Annotated in this window: 10 protein-coding genes, 1 rRNA gene and 1 pseudogene; all 12 read right to left on the bottom strand. The window is 70.6% G+C overall.

Annotation, left to right across the window (positions count from 1 at the left end):
* Positions 1-165: ribosomal RNA gene (locus BLT36_RS00005) — 16S ribosomal RNA — on the bottom strand; the annotation flags it as partial.
* Between the two features lie 587 nt (positions 166-752).
* Positions 753-2,066 (bottom strand): tyrosine--tRNA ligase, encoded by a 1,314-nt coding sequence (gene tyrS, locus BLT36_RS00010; protein WP_092090827.1) that lies wholly within the window; start codon positions 2,064-2,066, stop codon positions 753-755.
* Positions 2,067-2,175: 109 nt separating this feature from the next.
* A complete protein-coding gene (locus BLT36_RS00015; protein WP_254787252.1) occupies positions 2,176-2,880 on the bottom strand; it encodes a DNA-3-methyladenine glycosylase in 705 nt (234 codons plus the stop codon).
* Positions 2,877-4,328: an argininosuccinate lyase gene (gene argH, locus BLT36_RS00020; RefSeq protein WP_092090829.1), complete on the bottom strand. Its 1,452-nt coding sequence runs from the start codon at positions 4,326-4,328 to the stop codon at positions 2,877-2,879. The genes BLT36_RS00015 and argH overlap by 4 nt, the downstream gene beginning before the upstream one ends.
* Before the next feature lie 140 nt (positions 4,329-4,468).
* Positions 4,469-5,653 (bottom strand): argininosuccinate synthase, encoded by a 1,185-nt coding sequence (locus tag BLT36_RS00025; RefSeq protein ID WP_092090831.1) that lies wholly within the window; start codon positions 5,651-5,653, stop codon positions 4,469-4,471.
* A gap of 146 nt (positions 5,654-5,799) precedes the next feature.
* Positions 5,800-6,720 (bottom strand): annotated as a pseudogene (argF, locus tag BLT36_RS00030) (ornithine carbamoyltransferase); the annotation flags it as partial.
* Complete coding sequence (locus BLT36_RS00035; RefSeq protein ID WP_092090833.1) at positions 6,717-7,955, bottom strand: acetylornithine transaminase; 1,239 nt, start codon at positions 7,953-7,955, stop codon at positions 6,717-6,719. The gene BLT36_RS00035 and the pseudogene argF, both read right to left, overlap by 4 nt.
* A complete protein-coding gene (argB, locus tag BLT36_RS00040; protein ID WP_254787253.1) occupies positions 7,952-9,040 on the bottom strand; it encodes an acetylglutamate kinase in 1,089 nt (362 codons plus the stop codon). The genes BLT36_RS00035 and argB overlap by 4 nt, the downstream gene beginning before the upstream one ends.
* The gene (argJ, locus tag BLT36_RS00045; RefSeq protein ID WP_175529422.1) at positions 9,040-10,239 is read right to left on the bottom strand and encodes a bifunctional glutamate N-acetyltransferase/amino-acid acetyltransferase ArgJ; all 1,200 of its coding nucleotides are present in this window, start codon (positions 10,237-10,239) and stop codon (positions 9,040-9,042) included. Before argJ ends, argB begins: the two co-directional genes overlap by 1 nt.
* Positions 10,236-11,333, bottom strand: a complete 1,098-nt coding sequence (locus tag BLT36_RS00050) for an N-acetyl-gamma-glutamyl-phosphate reductase (protein ID WP_092090835.1) — start codon at positions 11,331-11,333, stop codon at positions 10,236-10,238. Before BLT36_RS00050 ends, argJ begins: the two co-directional genes overlap by 4 nt.
* Before the next feature lie 78 nt (positions 11,334-11,411).
* Positions 11,412-13,904: a phenylalanine--tRNA ligase subunit beta gene (gene pheT, locus BLT36_RS00055; protein WP_092090837.1), complete on the bottom strand. Its 2,493-nt coding sequence runs from the start codon at positions 13,902-13,904 to the stop codon at positions 11,412-11,414.
* Positions 13,904-14,944 carry a phenylalanine--tRNA ligase subunit alpha gene (gene pheS / locus BLT36_RS00060; protein WP_092094161.1) on the bottom strand — a complete coding sequence of 347 codons (1,041 nt, stop codon included), beginning with the start codon at positions 14,942-14,944 and terminating at the stop codon, positions 13,904-13,906. Before pheS ends, pheT begins: the two co-directional genes overlap by 1 nt.
* Positions 14,945-14,977 lie beyond the last annotated feature (33 nt).

A 14,977-nucleotide genomic window follows, 5' to 3' on the forward strand; every position in this document is an offset into this window, starting at 1 on the left:
AGACGTCGTTTCCAACGCTTATCCCAGAGTCAGGGGCAGGTTACTCACGTGTTACTCACCCGTTCGCCACTAATCCACCCAGCAAGCTGGGCATCATCGTTCGACTTGCATGTGTTAAGCACGCCGCCAGCGTTCGTCCTGAGCCAGGATCAAACTCTCCGTAAAAAAATACAGACCCAACACCCGAAGGCATCAGACCGAGTTGATTCTGACTGTTGACTGTCAACTGACAATCTTCAATCCAAAAGGAATTGCATCATGACCCAGCCGGAAAAACCGACCAGGCACGAGGTCAATCAATAAATTGGCATTGACAATGTGCACGCTGTTGAGTTCTCAAGGACCAGACGCACTTGCTCTTCCACTCGTGTTCGAGCTTCAGCCACAAGGCTTGTGTACTTGGCTTGCCACCAGTCAGGTCGTGTGACCTGCGTCGGATCCGAAGACCCAGTGGCTCATCCCGTGGGAGAGAACCGGTGGAGTAGTCATCCTAGGCGTCGAAGCGATCCGGCGCAAGGCCACATCTGAACTTCAGTGGAGGATGGTCCCGCTTGAGGGCCGACGTGCTCTGGGCTTTCGCTCCAGCCGCTCCGCCGCACCTTTGGGGTGACGAGTAAGAATTTTACGCAGCACCGGGCGGGAGTGCCAACTCCCCCCACATCCCGGGCGTGTCGCCTTGTGCAACACAGGGGCCGGAACGCAGCGATGCCCGGTTCCCACCAGGGGAACCGGGCATCGGCGAACACGGACGATCAGGCGAGCGTCACGCCCGCGAGGGTCTTCTTGCCACGACGGAGCACGAGCACTCCCCCGGGCAGGGCGAGCTCGGCGAGCGGGGTCGACGCATCGTCCGCACGGGTGTTGTTCACGTACACGCCGCCCTGGTCGATCGCGCGACGGGCCTCCCCCAGCGACTTCACCAGCTCGGTGTCGACGAGGGCACGGGCGACGTCGGCATCTCCGGCGAGCGTCACCGAGCCCGGGAGCTCGGCGATCGCCGCCCGGAGGGTCGCGGTGTCGAGTGCGCCGAGGTCGCCGTTGCCGAACAGCGCCGCGGAGGCGTCGATCGCCGCCTGCGTCGCGTCGACTCCGTGCACGACGGCGGTCACCTCGAACGCCAGGGTCCGCTGCGCCTCACGTCGGAAGGGTTCGTCCGCCACCGCCTGCTCGAGCCGTTCGATCTCCGCGCGGGACAGGAAGGTGAACTGCCGCAACCGCGCGATCACGTCGGCGTCGGTCGTGTTGAGCCAGAACTGGTAGAACGCGTACGGCGACGTCATCTCCGGGTCGAGCCAGACCGCGTTGCCCTCGCTCTTGCCGAACTTCGTACCGTCGGAGTTCGTGATCAGCGGCGTCCCGAGCGCGTGCACCGTCGCCCCTTCGGCACGCCGGATGAGCTCCGTGCCCGAGGTCAGGTTGCCCCACTGGTCCGAGCCGCCGGTCTGCAGCGTGCACCCGTACCGCAGGAAGAGCTCGCGGTAGTCGAGCCCCTGCAGGATCTGGTAGCTGAACTCGGTGTAGCTGATCCCCGCGTCGGAGTTCAGCCGTGCCGCGACGGCGTCCTTCTTGAGCATCGAGTTGACGCGGAAGTACTTGCCGATGTCGCGGAGGAAGTCGATGGCGGACAGCGGCGCCGTCCAGTCGAGGTTGTTCACCAACCGCACCCCGTTGTCGCCGTCCGGACTGAGGAACCGCGACACCTGCCCCTGCAGCCGGGTCACCCAGTCGGACACGGTCTCGCGGGTGTTCAGTGTGCGCTCCGCGGTCGGCCGTGGATCACCGATGAGTCCGGTCGACCCGCCGACGAGCGCGAGCGGCGTGTGCCCCGCCAGTTGGATCCGCCGCATCGTCAGGAGCTGGAGGAGGTTGCCGCAGTGCAGGGAGGGCGCAGTGGGGTCGAACCCGCAGTAGTACGTGATCGGCTCGCCGTCGAGGGCCTCTCGCAGTGCGGTCTCGTCGGTCGAGACGTGCACCAGATCACGCCAGCGCAGTTCGTCCCAGACCGAGGCGAAGGTCGGGTCGTTCTGCTGGCGCGTCAGGACGTCGTGCGCGGGTTCACTGGACACCCAGCCATCGTAGCGGCGCAGGGAAGCCGGGAGGCGCGGTGCGGCCCCGGGGCCACGCCGCCGGTTCCGGCGCGACGCGCCAGCGGCGGGACGGCCGTGCCGGTGGGGATCAGTCGAGGGCGCCCTTGTGACGTCGGTACGTCGAGACCGTCGGGTCACCCGTGAGCCAGAAGCGCCAGGGGAACCGCGCCCCGCCGGCGATGCCGCCGACGCCGGTCCGCGGCCCCCGGGAGATCCGTGGGACCGGACCGGTCCCCGCGGGGCCGGGACGGCTCTCGAGCAGGAGTTCCTCGACGACGCGTGCCGGTCCGACAGCGGCGAGCCGCGCCTCCAGGCCGGGTGCCAGCGCCAGCACGAACGGACCGGACCCGTCGAGGAGTGCCGTGCCGTCGTCCTCACCGAGGACGGCGCCGAGTGCGCCGCCGAGGTTGCCGGGACCCCGGGCCAACGCGACGTCGGCGACGGACGGGCCACGACGCTGCCGGGCGGTCTCCACGCCGTCGACGACCTCGGCGGCACGGAGGAGCGACCCCGACGAGGTGCCCTCCGGCCCGCTCACCACGTTGACGCAGGTGTGGATGCCGTACGAGCGGTAGGCGTACAGGGTCCCCGGTGGTCCGAAGAGGTGCCGGTTGCGCGGAGTGATGCCCCGGTGCCCGTGCGATCCCGGGTCGGTGGGGCCGAAGTAGGCCTCGACCTCGGTGATGCGGAGGGTCACACCGCGGCCCGAGATCGTCGCGCCCAGCAGCGCCGGCGCGGACACCGGTGCAGGCTCGGTGAGGAGCGCCAGGGCTCCCGCGGACGGGCTGGTCACCGGGTGAAGGGCGCACCCTCGGCGAGGGTGCGGACGCGGCCGGTGAGCGACGCGAGCTGTTCCGCCACGCGATCCGGTGCGGTCCCGCCGACGCCGGCGCGGGACGCGACGCTGCCCTCGATCGTCAGCACGGCGCGGACGTCGGGGGTCAGGTGCTCGGACACGCTGCGGTACTCGTCATCGGTCGGGTCGTCGAGGTCGATGCCGCGCTCCTCGCAGTACCGGACGAGCGCACCGGAGACCTCGTGGGCGTCGCGGAACGGCACACCCTGGCGGACCAACCACTCGGCGACGTCCGTCGCGAGCGAGAAGCCCTGCGGAGCGAGCTCCGCCATCCGGTCCGTGTCGAACGTCAGCGTCGCGACCATGCCGGTGAACGCCGGCAGCAGGACCTCGAGCTGCGCGACCGAGTCGAAGACGGGCTCCTTGTCCTCCTGCAGGTCGCGGTTGTACGCCAGGGGCAGGCCCTTCAGCGTCGCGAGGAGCCCCGTGAGGTTGCCGATGAGACGGCCGGACTTGCCCCGCGCGAGCTCGGCGATGTCCGGGTTCTTCTTCTGGGGCATGATGCTCGACCCCGTCGAGAACGCGTCGTGGAGGCGGACGAAGCCGAACTCCTTCGTGTTCCAGAGGATGATCTCCTCGGCCAGGCGGGACACGTCGATACCGATCTGCGCCAGGACGAAGGCGAACTCCGCGACGACGTCGCGCGCGGCCGTCGCGTCGATCGAGTTGTCCGCCGGGCGGGCGAAACCGAGTTCGCGGGCGATCGCCGCGGGGTCCAGCCCGAGCGAGCTGCCGGCCAGCGCACCCGCACCGTACGGGCTGACGCTCGCGCGCTCCGACCAGTCGTGCAGGCGCTCGAGGTCGCGGACCAGCGGCCAGGCATGTGCCAGCAGGTGGTGGGCGAGGAGGACCGGCTGCGCGTGCTGCAGGTGCGTCCGGCCCGGCATGATCGCGCCCGGGTGCTCGTTCGCCTGCTGCGAGATCGCGTCGACGAGGTCGATCACCAGGTGCCCGATCCGCCGCCCGTGGTCGAGCATGTGCATCCGGCCGAGGGTCGCGATCTGGTCGTTCCGGCTGCGACCCGCGCGGAGCTTGCCGCCGAGCTCGGGACCGAGGTCGGCGATGAGGAGGCGCTCGAGGGCACCGTGGACGTCCTCGTCGCTGTCGTCGGGGACGAGTTCGCCGGTGGCGTGCTGCTCCTCGAGGCGATCGAGGCCCGCGAGCATGCGCTCGAGCTCGTCCCCGGTGAGGTAGCCGGCGGTCTGCAGGGCACGGGCGTGCGCCCGCGAACCGGCGATGTCGTACGGTGCGAGCTGCCAGTCGAACTGGGTCGACCGGGACAGGGCGGCCAGCTCGGCGCTGGGGCCGTCGGCGAAGCGGCCGCCCCAGAGGGCGCCGGTGTTGGTGGCGTCGGTCTTGGCGGCGGGCTGGTTCGCGTCGGTCATGTCGGTCCTGCTCGTTGTGGGTGGTGCGCGGGGTGGTTGTCGTACTCGTTGCGGGGTGATGGTCGTGCTCGTTGCGGGGTGGTGGTCGTGCTCGTTGCGGGTGGTGGTCGTGCTCGGTGCGGGCGGTGGTCGCTCTTGCTTCAGTTGGCGCGGTCGCGTCGGGCGGCGATCCGGCTCGGACGGGACCAGATGTCGACGAAGCCCTTCGCCTGCGACTGGTCCGCGGTGTCGTTCGTGGCGAGCTCGTAGTCGTACAGGCTCTGGCTCGAGCGGCGCCCGGTCACGACCGCACGACCACCGTGCAGCTGGAGCCGGACGTCGCCCGTCACGTGCAGCTGGGTGTGGTCCACGAAGGCGTCGAGGCTGCGCTTCAGCCCACTGAACCAGAGGCCGTCGTACACCAGGTCGGCCCACTCGGCCTCGACCCGGCGCTTGTAGCGGAGGACGTCGCGTTCAAGCGTGAGGTTCTCGAGCTCCTCGTGGGCCGTGATGAGTGCCACTGCGGCCGGGGCCTCGTACACCTCGCGCGATTTGATGCCGACGAGGCGGTCCTCGACGACGTCGACGCGCCCGACCCCGTGCTTGCCGGCGAGGGCGTTCAACTCCTGCACGATCCGCAGCGCACTGAAGCGCTGACCGTCGATCGCGACGGGCACGCCCTGCTCGAACGTGATCGTCACCTCGTCCGCGTCGCGCGGGACGGTCGGGTCCTGCGTGAGGGCGTAGAGGTCCTCGGCCGGGGCGGTCCACGGGTCTTCCAGCGGCGCCGTCTCCACCGCACGCCCCCACAGGTTCTGGTCGATCGTGTCCGGCCCGTCAGGCTGCCCGACGGGGAGGCCGTGCTCGGTGGCGTACGCGACCGCCTGCTCGGGCGTCAGGGCGAGGTCGCGCACCGGGGCCACGCTCGTCAGCTCCGGCGCGACCGCGGCGACAGCGGCCTCAAAACGGACCTGGTCGTTGCCCACTCCGGTGCACCCGTGCGCCACGGTGTCCGCGCCGAGCTGCTTCGCCGTCAGCGCGAGGTGCTTGGCGATGAGCGGTCTGCTCAACGCGGACACCAGGGGGTACCGCTTCTGGTAGAGCGCGTTGGCCTTGAGCGCGGGCACCAGGTGGTCGTCCGCGAACTCGTCCTTCGCGTCGATGACGACCGAGTCCACTGCGCCGCAGTCGAGCGCGCGCTGTCGGAGCACGCCGGTGTCCTCGCCGCCCTGGCCGACGTCGACCGTAAGTGCGACGACGTCCTTGCCGGTGACGTCGCGCAGCCAGCCGATCGCGACGGCGGTGCCGAGGCTGCCGGAGTACGCGAGGACGACGCGGTCTGCCACTGCGGTCTCCGGTGTCAGGCGGACACGGTCGTGCCGACGCCGTCGTGCGTGCTCGCGGGCGCGGTCGTGTTCGTGTTCGCGGTCGTGTTCGCGTTCGCGTTCGCGTTCGCGTGCGCGTTCGCGTGCGTCGCGTCGGAACCCGTCGAGTTCGCCGCGAGGAGCCAGGCGAGGAGCGCCTTCTGGGCGTGCAGACGGTTCTCCGCCTCGTCCCAGATGATGCTGCGCGGGCCGTCGATGACCTCGGCCGTGACCTCGAAGCCACGGTCGGCCGGCAGGCAGTGCATGAACACCGCGTCGTCGGCGGCGTGCGCCATCAACTCGTCGTCCACGCGGTAGCCGTTGAAGGTGTCGAGTCGCGACTGCTTCTCGTCCTCTTTGCCCATCGAGACCCAGGTGTCCGTGACGACGACGTCCGCGCCGGCCACCGCAGCGACCGGGTCGGTGACGACCATCACCGAACCGCCGGTCTCGGCAGCTCGGCGCTCGGCGTCCGTGACGACGACGGCCGCCGGCGAGAACGCGGCGGGGGCTGCGACACGGACGTGCATGCCCGCCGTCGCCCCGGCGAGGAGGTAGGACTGCGCCATGTTGCTCGCGCCGTCACCGATGAAGGCCACGGTCTGGCCCGCGAGGGTGCCGCGGTGCTCACGGATCGTCAGGAGGTCGGCGAGGAGCTGGCACGGGTGGAAGTCGTCGGAGAGGGCGTTCACGACGGGGACGGAGGTGTTCGCCGCCATCTCTTCGAGCCCGGCCTGGCCGTACGTGCGCCAGACGATCGCCGACACCATCCGCTCGAGCACGCGGGCGGTGTCCGACGGCGTCTCCTTGCCACCGAGCTGGCTGTTCGCCGTCGAGATGATCAGCGGGCTGCCGCCGAGGTCCGAGATGCCGACGTGGAACGACACCCGCGTGCGGGTCGACGACTTGTCGAAGATCACCGCGACGCTCTGCGGACCCGCGAGCGGATTCGCGCCCCAGCGGTCGGCCTTCATCTGCTCGGCGAGGTCGAGGATCGCGGACTGCTCGGCCTGGCTGAGGTCGTCGTCCCGGAGGAAGTGGCGGGTCATGCGGAGGTCTCCTGGGTAGCGGTGCCCTGCTCGGCAGCGACGGCCGCGAGGCTCTGGTCAAGGATCGACACGAACTCGTCGATCTCGGCGTCGGACACGATGAGCGGCGGCGCGATGCGCAGGCTCGACTCGTTGGGGGCGTTGATGATCAGGCCACGCTGGAGGGCGTCGGCGCTGATCGCGGCGGCGAACGGGCCCGTCAGACCGACCCCGATGAGCAGGCCGGTGCCGCGGACTTCCTCGACCAGCGGGGAGGCGATGCTCGCGATGCCCGCACGGATGCGCTCACCCTTGACGACCGCGCCAGCGACCAGGTCAGCGCGCTCGATCTCGCCGAGCACCGCGTTCGCGACGCGCGTGCCGAGCGGGTTGCCGCCGAACGTCGAGCCGTGCTGGCCGGCGGAGAACAGGTCGGACGCCCACCCGAAGGTCACGAGCGCACCGATCGGGAACCCGCCGGCGATGCCCTTGGCGATCGTGATGGCGTCCGGGGTGAACCCGTGGCCCTGGTAGGTGAACCAGTTGCCGGTCCGGCCTACGCCGGTCTGGATCTCGTCGAGGATGAAGAGCGCGCCGTGCTCCTCGGTCAGCCGACGAGCGGCGAGCAGGAAGCCTTCCGGCAGGTCGACGACGCCGGCCTCGCCCTTGATGGGCTCGACGATCAGTGCGGCGACGGTGTCGTCGATCGCAGCCTCGAGCGCGGCGACCGTCGAGTCGATGTGCTCCACCCCCGGCACCATCGGCAGGAAGTCCTCTTGCAGCGCGGGCTTGCCGGTGAGCGCGAGCGCGCCCATCGTGCGGCCGTGGAACCCCTGCTTCAGCGCGAGGATCCGGGTCTTGCCACCGTCGGCGCCCCGGTTGAGGCGCGCGAGCTTGAAGGCGGCCTCGTTGGCCTCGGCACCGGAGTTGCCGAAGTACACGCGGCCGGAGTCGCCGGCGCCCGTGATGCGCTTGAGGCGCTCGGCGAGCTCGAGCTGGGGCGGCGTCGCGAAGTAGTTCGACACGTGCACGAGCTTCGCCGCCTGGTCGGCGATCGCCTCGACGAGCACGGGGTGCGCGTGGCCGAGGGAGTTCACCGCGATGCCCGCGAGGAAGTCGAGGTACTCGTTGCCGTCGACGTCCCAGACGCGGCAGCCCAGCCCGCGCTCGAGCATGATCTTCGGCGGGGTCAGGGATCGCATGAGCGACGCCCCGAACCGGTCGTTCCAGGTCTCGGTCTGCGTCTCGGTGCTCACTGCGCGTGTCCTTCCTCGGTCGTCGCGACCTGCTCGGTCGTGGTGACGTGCTCAGTCGTGGTGACGTGCTCGGTCGTGCTTGCTTCGTGTCGTCCGCCGCCGAGGCCGGCGGTGCTCGTCGGGGACGCGACTCGTCGGCCGATCTCCGCGTGGGTCATCTGGTTCTCGGTGCGACGGCTGGGGTCCGGGATCACCTCGGTGCCCGCGCCCCGCAGGGTGAAGACCTCGAGCAGGATCGAGTGCGGGATCCGGCCGTCGATGATGGTGGCGCCGCCGACCCCACCGACCACGGCGTCGAGGCACGCGGTCATCTTCGGGATCATGCCCGACTCGAGCGAGGGCAGGAGTTCGCGGAGTTCCTCGACCGCGATCAGGTCGACGATCGAGTCGCGGTCCGGCCAGTTCCGGTAGAGGCCCGGCACGTCGGTGAGCATCATGAGCTTCGACGCCTTGAGCGCGATCGCGAGTGCGCCTGCCGCGGCGTCGGCGTTCACGTTGAGCGCCTGGTCCGGGTGCGCGTCGTCGATCGCGATGCTGGACACCACCGGGATCCGGCCGGCCTCGATCGCGGCGAGGACCCCGGACGGGTCGACGTGCGTGATGTCGCCGACGTGACCGAGGTCGAAGTGCTCGCCGTCGACGACGACACCCTTCTTCTCGCCGGTGAAGAGCGAACCGCCGTCACCGAACACGCCGACGGCCAACCCCTGGCCGTGCTCGTTGACGAGGTCGACGATCTCGCGGTTGACCTCGCCGGCGAGGACGTCGCGGACGACGGAGATCGCCTCGGTCGTGGTGACGCGGTACCCGCCCCGGAACTCGGACTCGATGCCCTGTTCCTTGAGTGCCGCGGAGATCTGCGGGCCGCCACCGTGCACGACGACCGGGTGGAGCCCGGCGTACCGCAGGTAGACCATGTCCTCGGCGAACGCGCGCTTGAGGTCCTCGTTGATCATCGCGTTGCCGCCGAACTTGACGACGACGATCTTGCCGGAGAACCGCTTCAGCCACGGCAGGGACTCGATGAGCGTCGCGGCCTTGACCGCCGCGAGCTCGTGCTCCTCTTGCTTCGTCAGGTCACTCATCAGCTGGAGTAGGCGCTGTTCTCGTGCACGTAGTCGTGCGTGAGGTCGTTGGTGAGGATGGTGGCGGCGTACGGCCCGACCCCGAGGTCGATGAGCACGTGCGTGTCGCGCGGCGTCAGGTCGACCGCGTCGCTCGGCTGGTCCGGCGCACCGGCGTGGCAGACGCGGACGCCGTTCATGGACACGTCGACCGCGTAGGGATCGAACTCGGCGTCGGTCGTGCCGATCGCTGCGAGCACCCGGCCCCAGTTCGGGTCGTTGCCGAACACCGCCGCCTTGAACAGGTTGTTCCGTGCCACGCTCCGGCCGACCGTCACGGCGTCGTCCTCGCTGGCCGCGCCGACGACGGAGATCGCGATGTCGTGACTCGCGCCCTCGGCGTCCTGCTGCAGCTGGCGGGCGAGGTCCGCGCACACCGCGGTGAGTGCCTCTTGGAAGTCGCCGACCTCGGGGGTGACGCCGCTCGCCCCGGAGGACAGCAGCACCACGGTGTCGTTGGTGGACATGCACCCGTCGGAGTCGACGCGGTCGAACGTCACCCGGGTCGCGGCGCGGAGCGCCTGGTCGAGCTCGTCGGACGCGAGGACCGCGTCCGTCGTGATCACGACGAGCATGGTCGCGAGGCCGGGGGCGAGCATGCCCGCGCCCTTGGCCATCCCGCCCACGGTCCAGCCGTCCTCGGTCACCACGGACTGCTTGGCCTTGGTGTCGGTGGTCATGATCGCCGTCGCGGCGTCGGGACCGCCCTCGGTGGAGAGCGCCGTGCTCGCCAGGTCGACGCCCCTGAGGACGTTGTCGCGGAACGTCTGGTCGCCGACACCGATCAGGCCGGTCGAGCACACCACGACGTCACCCGCTCCGATACCGAGCGCCTCGCCGACCGCTTCGGCCGTGAGGTGCGTCGTCTGGAACCCGAACGGGCCGGTGAAGCAGTTCGCGCCGCCGGAGTTCAGGACGACCGCGCGGGCGACGCCGTCGCCGACGACCTGGCGGGACCAGATGACGGGGTGCGCCTGCGCACGGTTGCTGGTGAAGACGGCTGCCACGGCGGCGGCGGGACCGTCGTTGACGACGAGCGCCACGTCGGGGCGGCCGCTCGGCTTGAGCCCGGCGGTGACGCCGGCAGCACGGAAGCCCGCTGCCGCGGTGACGCCCTGGAGGCCCGGTTCGGTCTGGGTGGTCTGGCTCACGTCGGTCACGGTGCGACTCCGTCCACGCTGAGGCCAAGGGTCTCCGGGAAACCCAGGGCGATGTTGGTCGACTGGACGGCCGCACCGGCGGTGCCCTTGGCCAGGTTGTCGAGGGCGGTCACTGCGACGACCCGACCGGCGGCCTCGTCGACGGCGATGCCGACCAGCGCGGTGTTCGCGCCGATGGTGTCGGCGACCCGGGGGAACTCACCCTCGGGGAGCAGGTGCACGAACGGCTCGTCCGCGTAGGCCTGTTCCCACGCGAGACGGACGTCGCGGGCGCTCACCCCGGGGGCGAGCTTCGCGGTCGTCGTGGCGAGGATGCCGCGGGACATCGGCACGAGGACGGGCGTGAACGAGATCGTCACGTCCGACGCGCCCGCCACGGCGAGGTTCTGCTGGATCTCCGGGATGTGCCGGTGCTTCCCGCCGACCGCGTACGCGCTGGCCGATCCCATGATCTCGGACGCCAGGTAGGTCGTCGCGAGCTTCTTGCCGGCGCCACTGGGGCCGACGCTCAGCACGGCCACCAGGTCGTCCGACTCGACGAGCCCGGCCTGGATGCCGGGCTGGATGCCGAGCGTCACCGCGGTGACGTTGCACCCGGGGACCGCGATCCGCTTCGTGCCGACCAGCGCCGAGCGCTGCCGGCTCTGGGCCTGGATGTCGTCGACGTCCCGCCACTCTTCTGCCGACCCGGGGACGGGAGCCGCGAGCAGGAGCTCGGGCAGCCCGTAGGTCCACGCTCCGTAGTAGTCGCCGCCGTAGAACGCTTCCCATGCGGCCGGGTCCGTCAGCCGGTGGTCGGCGCCGCAGTCCACCACGAGGGCGTCGTCCCCGAGCTCCGCCGTGATCGCCCCGGACTGCCCGTGCGGCAGCGCCAGGAACACCACGTCGTGTCCGCGCAGGTTCTCCGCCGTGGTCTCGACGAGGGTCAGGTGCGACAGCGAGCGGAGGTGCGGCTGCGTCGCGATGAGCGGCTGTCCGGCGTTCGAGAACGCCGTAACCGTCCTGACGTCGAACTCGGGATGGGCGGAGAGCACCCGCAGGAGCTCACCACCCGCGTAGCCGGAGGCTCCCGCCACGGCGACGGATACGGACATGGGATTCCACCTTTGGTCGGACTGGTCGTCGAGAGAATCGGAGGCGGCGGCCCCGGGCGGTGCTGATCCCGATGGGGGTCAGTCGCGCAGGGTCGCCCCGAATCGGTCGCCGGCACGTCGGACAGCGCCGTCACGGGCCTCGGAGGCCTCGGCAGCGGTCAGGGTGCGGTCCGTGGCGCGGAACCGCAGCGCGAACGTCAGGGACTTCTGTCCCTCGTCCACGCCGGTGCCCCGGTAGTCATCCACGAGCCGAGCATACTCCAACAGGTCTCCGGCACCACCGCGGACCGCATCCAGTACTTCGCCCGCCGGCACGTCGACACCCACCACCAGGGAGAGGTCCTGCGTCGCCGCCGGGTAGGACACGATCGGTGCCACGGACACGAGCTCCGGTGCCGCCCGGACCAGGGCGTCGAGGTCGAGTTCGACGACGGCGACCACCCGCGGCAGGACCGCGGCCTCGGTCAGCTCGGGCAGGAGTTCGCCCGCGACGCCGACGACGGCGTCACCCACGAGGAGCGATGCCGCTCGGCCCGGGTGCAGGGACGGGTGCGTCGTCTGCACGACGTCGAGCTCGACGCCGACGGCCCACGCCACGGTGCGGGCCACGTCGAGGGCGTCCGCGATGCCGTAGGGCTCGGGCTGCACGCCCGGCTGCTTCACGACCCGGTTGCCGGTGAGCAGTGCGGACACGTGGAACGGCTGCGGCGGCAGGGACGCGTCGAGCGCCGCGAGGGTCTCGCGGTCGGGCAGCGTCCCCCCGTCCGGCACCGTCTCGGTGCCGAGGGAGACGCCCTGCACGGGCAGGAACACGCGCGAGGTCTCGTACAGCGCGACGTCGACGAGCCCGCGCGAGACGTTCCGTCGAGCGGCGTCGACCAACGCCGGGAGACCGCTGCGGCGGAGGCGGTTCTGCTCGCTGTCGAGGGCGTTCGCGAGCACGACGCTGGGGCCGCCGTCGCCGTCGATGCCCGGGTAGGCGTCCTGCGTGGCCTGCGACACGAACGGCGCCGTGACGACCTCGACGACGCCGTCGGCGGCGAGGGCGGCCGCGACCCGGCGGCGTGCGAGCTGGTGCGCCGTGAGCCCGCGACCGGGCGGTGCGACCGGCAGGACGCTCGGGATGCGGTCGTAGCCGACGATGCGCGCCACCTCTTCGACGAGCGTGGTGTCGTCGGTGAGGTCGGGGCGCCAGGTCGGCGGGGTGACCGCGAGGACCTCGCCGTCGACGTCGACCGTCGCGCCGAGCGCACGGAGGGTGTCGATGACCTCGGCATCGGTGTACTCGACACCGATCAGCTCGCTGGGGCGCGAGAGGCGCATCGACACGGTCGGCCGCGGGGCGGTGTCGACGAGCGTCGAGCCGAGTCCGTCGGCGGTGCCGCCGGCGAGTTCGACGAGGAGCTCCACCGCACGGTTCGCCGCGGCCTCGGCGACGAGCGGGTCGACGCCACGCTCGAAGCGACGCGACGCCTCGCTCGGCAGCTTGTGCCGGCGGGCGGTCCGGGCGATCGACACCTGGTCGAAGCCGGCAGCCTCGATCAGGACGTCGGTGGTGGTGTCCGAGATCTCGGTGCGGGCGCCGCCCATCACACCGGCGAGGCCGACGGGGCCGGCGTGGTTGGTGATGACCAGGTCCTCCGGGTCGAGCTTCCGCTGCACCCCGTCGAGCGTCGTGAGCGTCTCGCCCGCCGCCGCACGGCGGACGCCGAGTCCACCCTCGACCTTCGCCAGGTCGTACCCGTGGAGCGGCTGCCCCAGCTCGAACATGACGTAGTTCGTGATGTCGACGGGCAGCGAGATCGAGCGGACACCCGCAAGCGCCAGCCGCGACACCATCCAAGCCGGTGTCTTCACGGTCGGATCGATCCCCCGCACCACGCGTGTGACGAAGGTGCTCGCCCCGACGCGGCCGCGGATCGGTGCCTGGTCGTCGACGGTGACCGGGAACCCTTCGCCGGAGCGGGGCGTGACGCGGTCGACCGGGTCGTGGAAGCTCGCACCCGTGGCGTGGGCGTACTCGCGGGCGACACCGCGCATGCTCATCACGTAGCCACGGTCGGGGGTGACGTTGATCTCCACCGCGGCGTCGTCGAGTCCGAGCAGGGCGATGGCGTCCTGCCCGACCGCCGGCTCCATGCCGAGGTCGGCGAAGCGGAGGATGCCGTCGTGTTCGTCGCCGAGACCGAGTTCGCGGGCCGAGGCGATCATCCCGTCGGACACGTGCCCGTAGGTCTTGCGTGCGGCGATCGGGAACGGCCCGGGCAGCACGGCTCCGGGCAGCGTCACGACGACGAGGTCACCGACGTCGAAGTTGTGCGCACCGCAGACGATGCCGCGGGGCTCGGCTTCGCCGACGTCCACCTGGCACCAGTTGATCGTCTTGCCGTTCTTCTGCGGCTCCGGCGCACGCTCGAGCACCCGGCCGACGACGATCGGTCCGGTGAGGTCGTAGGTGTGGACGTCCTCTTCCTCGAAGCCCACCGACACGAGCGCCGCGTGGACGTGCTCGAGGGTGACGTCGTCGGGGAGGTCGACGGACTCGCCGAGCCAACGGAGTGGGACGCGCATCAGACCACCGTTCCGAACTGCTGCGAGAAGCGGATGTCGCCCTCGAGGAAGTCACGCATGTCGTTCAGGCCGTTGCGGAACTGCAGCGTCCGCTCGATGCCCATGCCGAACGCGAAGCCCTGGTACTCGTCCGGGTCGATGCCCGCCGAGCGCAGGACGTTGGGGTTGACCATGCCGCAGCCGCCCCACTCGACCCACCGCGCGCCACCCTTGGCGTTCGGCTGCCAGACGTCCATCTCGGCGCTGGGCTCGGTGAACGGGAAGTAGTTCGGGCGCAGACGGATCTGCGCCTCGGCGCCGAACATCTGCCGGGCGAAGTGCTCGAGCGTCCCGCGGAGGTGCGCCATCGTGAGGCCCTTGTCGATCGCGATGCCCTCGACCTGGGTGAAGACCGGCAGGTGCGTTGCGTCGAGCTCGTCGGCGCGGTACACCCGCCCCGGGGCGATCACGTAGAGCGGGAGGTCGCGGGAGAGCAGCGACCGCACCTGCACCGGTGAGGTGTGCGTCCGCATGACCAGGTGGCGCTCGACGGGCTCGACGAAGATCGTGTCCGCCATGGCGCGCGCCGGGTGGTCCGGGTCGAAGTTCAGCGCGTCGAAGTTGAACCACTCGTGCTCGAGCTCGGGGCCCTCCGCCACTTCCCACCCCATGCCGACGAAGATGTCGGCGACGGTCTCGTTGAGGAGCGACAGCGGGTGACGGGAACCGGGACCGCGACGGGTCGGGAGCGCCGTGACGTCGACGCGCTCGGCGTCGAGTCGTGCGCGTTCCTCGGCCTCGGCGAGCACGGCTTCCTGCTCTGCGACGGCCTTGTTGACCTGGCCGCGGGCCTGTCCGACGAGCTTTCCGGCAGCGGCCTTCTGCTCCGGCGGCACGCTGCGCATCGACGCGTTCATCCGCGCCAACGGCGACTGCTCACCGGTGTGCTCGGCCCGGGCCTGCTTCAGCTCGGCGACGGTCGTCGTGGCACGGACCGCTGCGAGGGCCTGGTCCACGGCGTCGGCGACGGCCGATTCGCTGATCTCGAGAGGTTCTGACACGAGGCCCAAGCCTACCGGCCCCTGGGATACCGC

The sequence above is a fragment of the Curtobacterium sp. UNCCL20 genome (assembly GCF_900101675.1).
Classification (GTDB): domain Bacteria; phylum Actinomycetota; class Actinomycetes; order Actinomycetales; family Microbacteriaceae; genus Curtobacterium.

Excerpts from the sequence above, each read along its gene's own strand:
- argB (WP_254787253.1), bottom strand. The coding sequence starts at position 9,040 with ATGAGTGACCTGACGAAGCAAGAGGAGCACGAGCTCGCGGCGGTCAAG.
- argH (WP_092090829.1), bottom strand. The coding sequence starts at position 4,328 with ATGACCGACGCGAACCAGCCCGCCGCCAAGACCGACGCCACCAACACC.
- BLT36_RS00050 (WP_092090835.1), bottom strand. The coding sequence starts at position 11,333 with ATGTCCGTATCCGTCGCCGTGGCGGGAGCCTCCGGCTACGCGGGTGGT.
- pheT (WP_092090837.1), bottom strand. The coding sequence starts at position 13,904 with ATGCGCGTCCCACTCCGTTGGCTCGGCGAGTCCGTCGACCTCCCCGAC.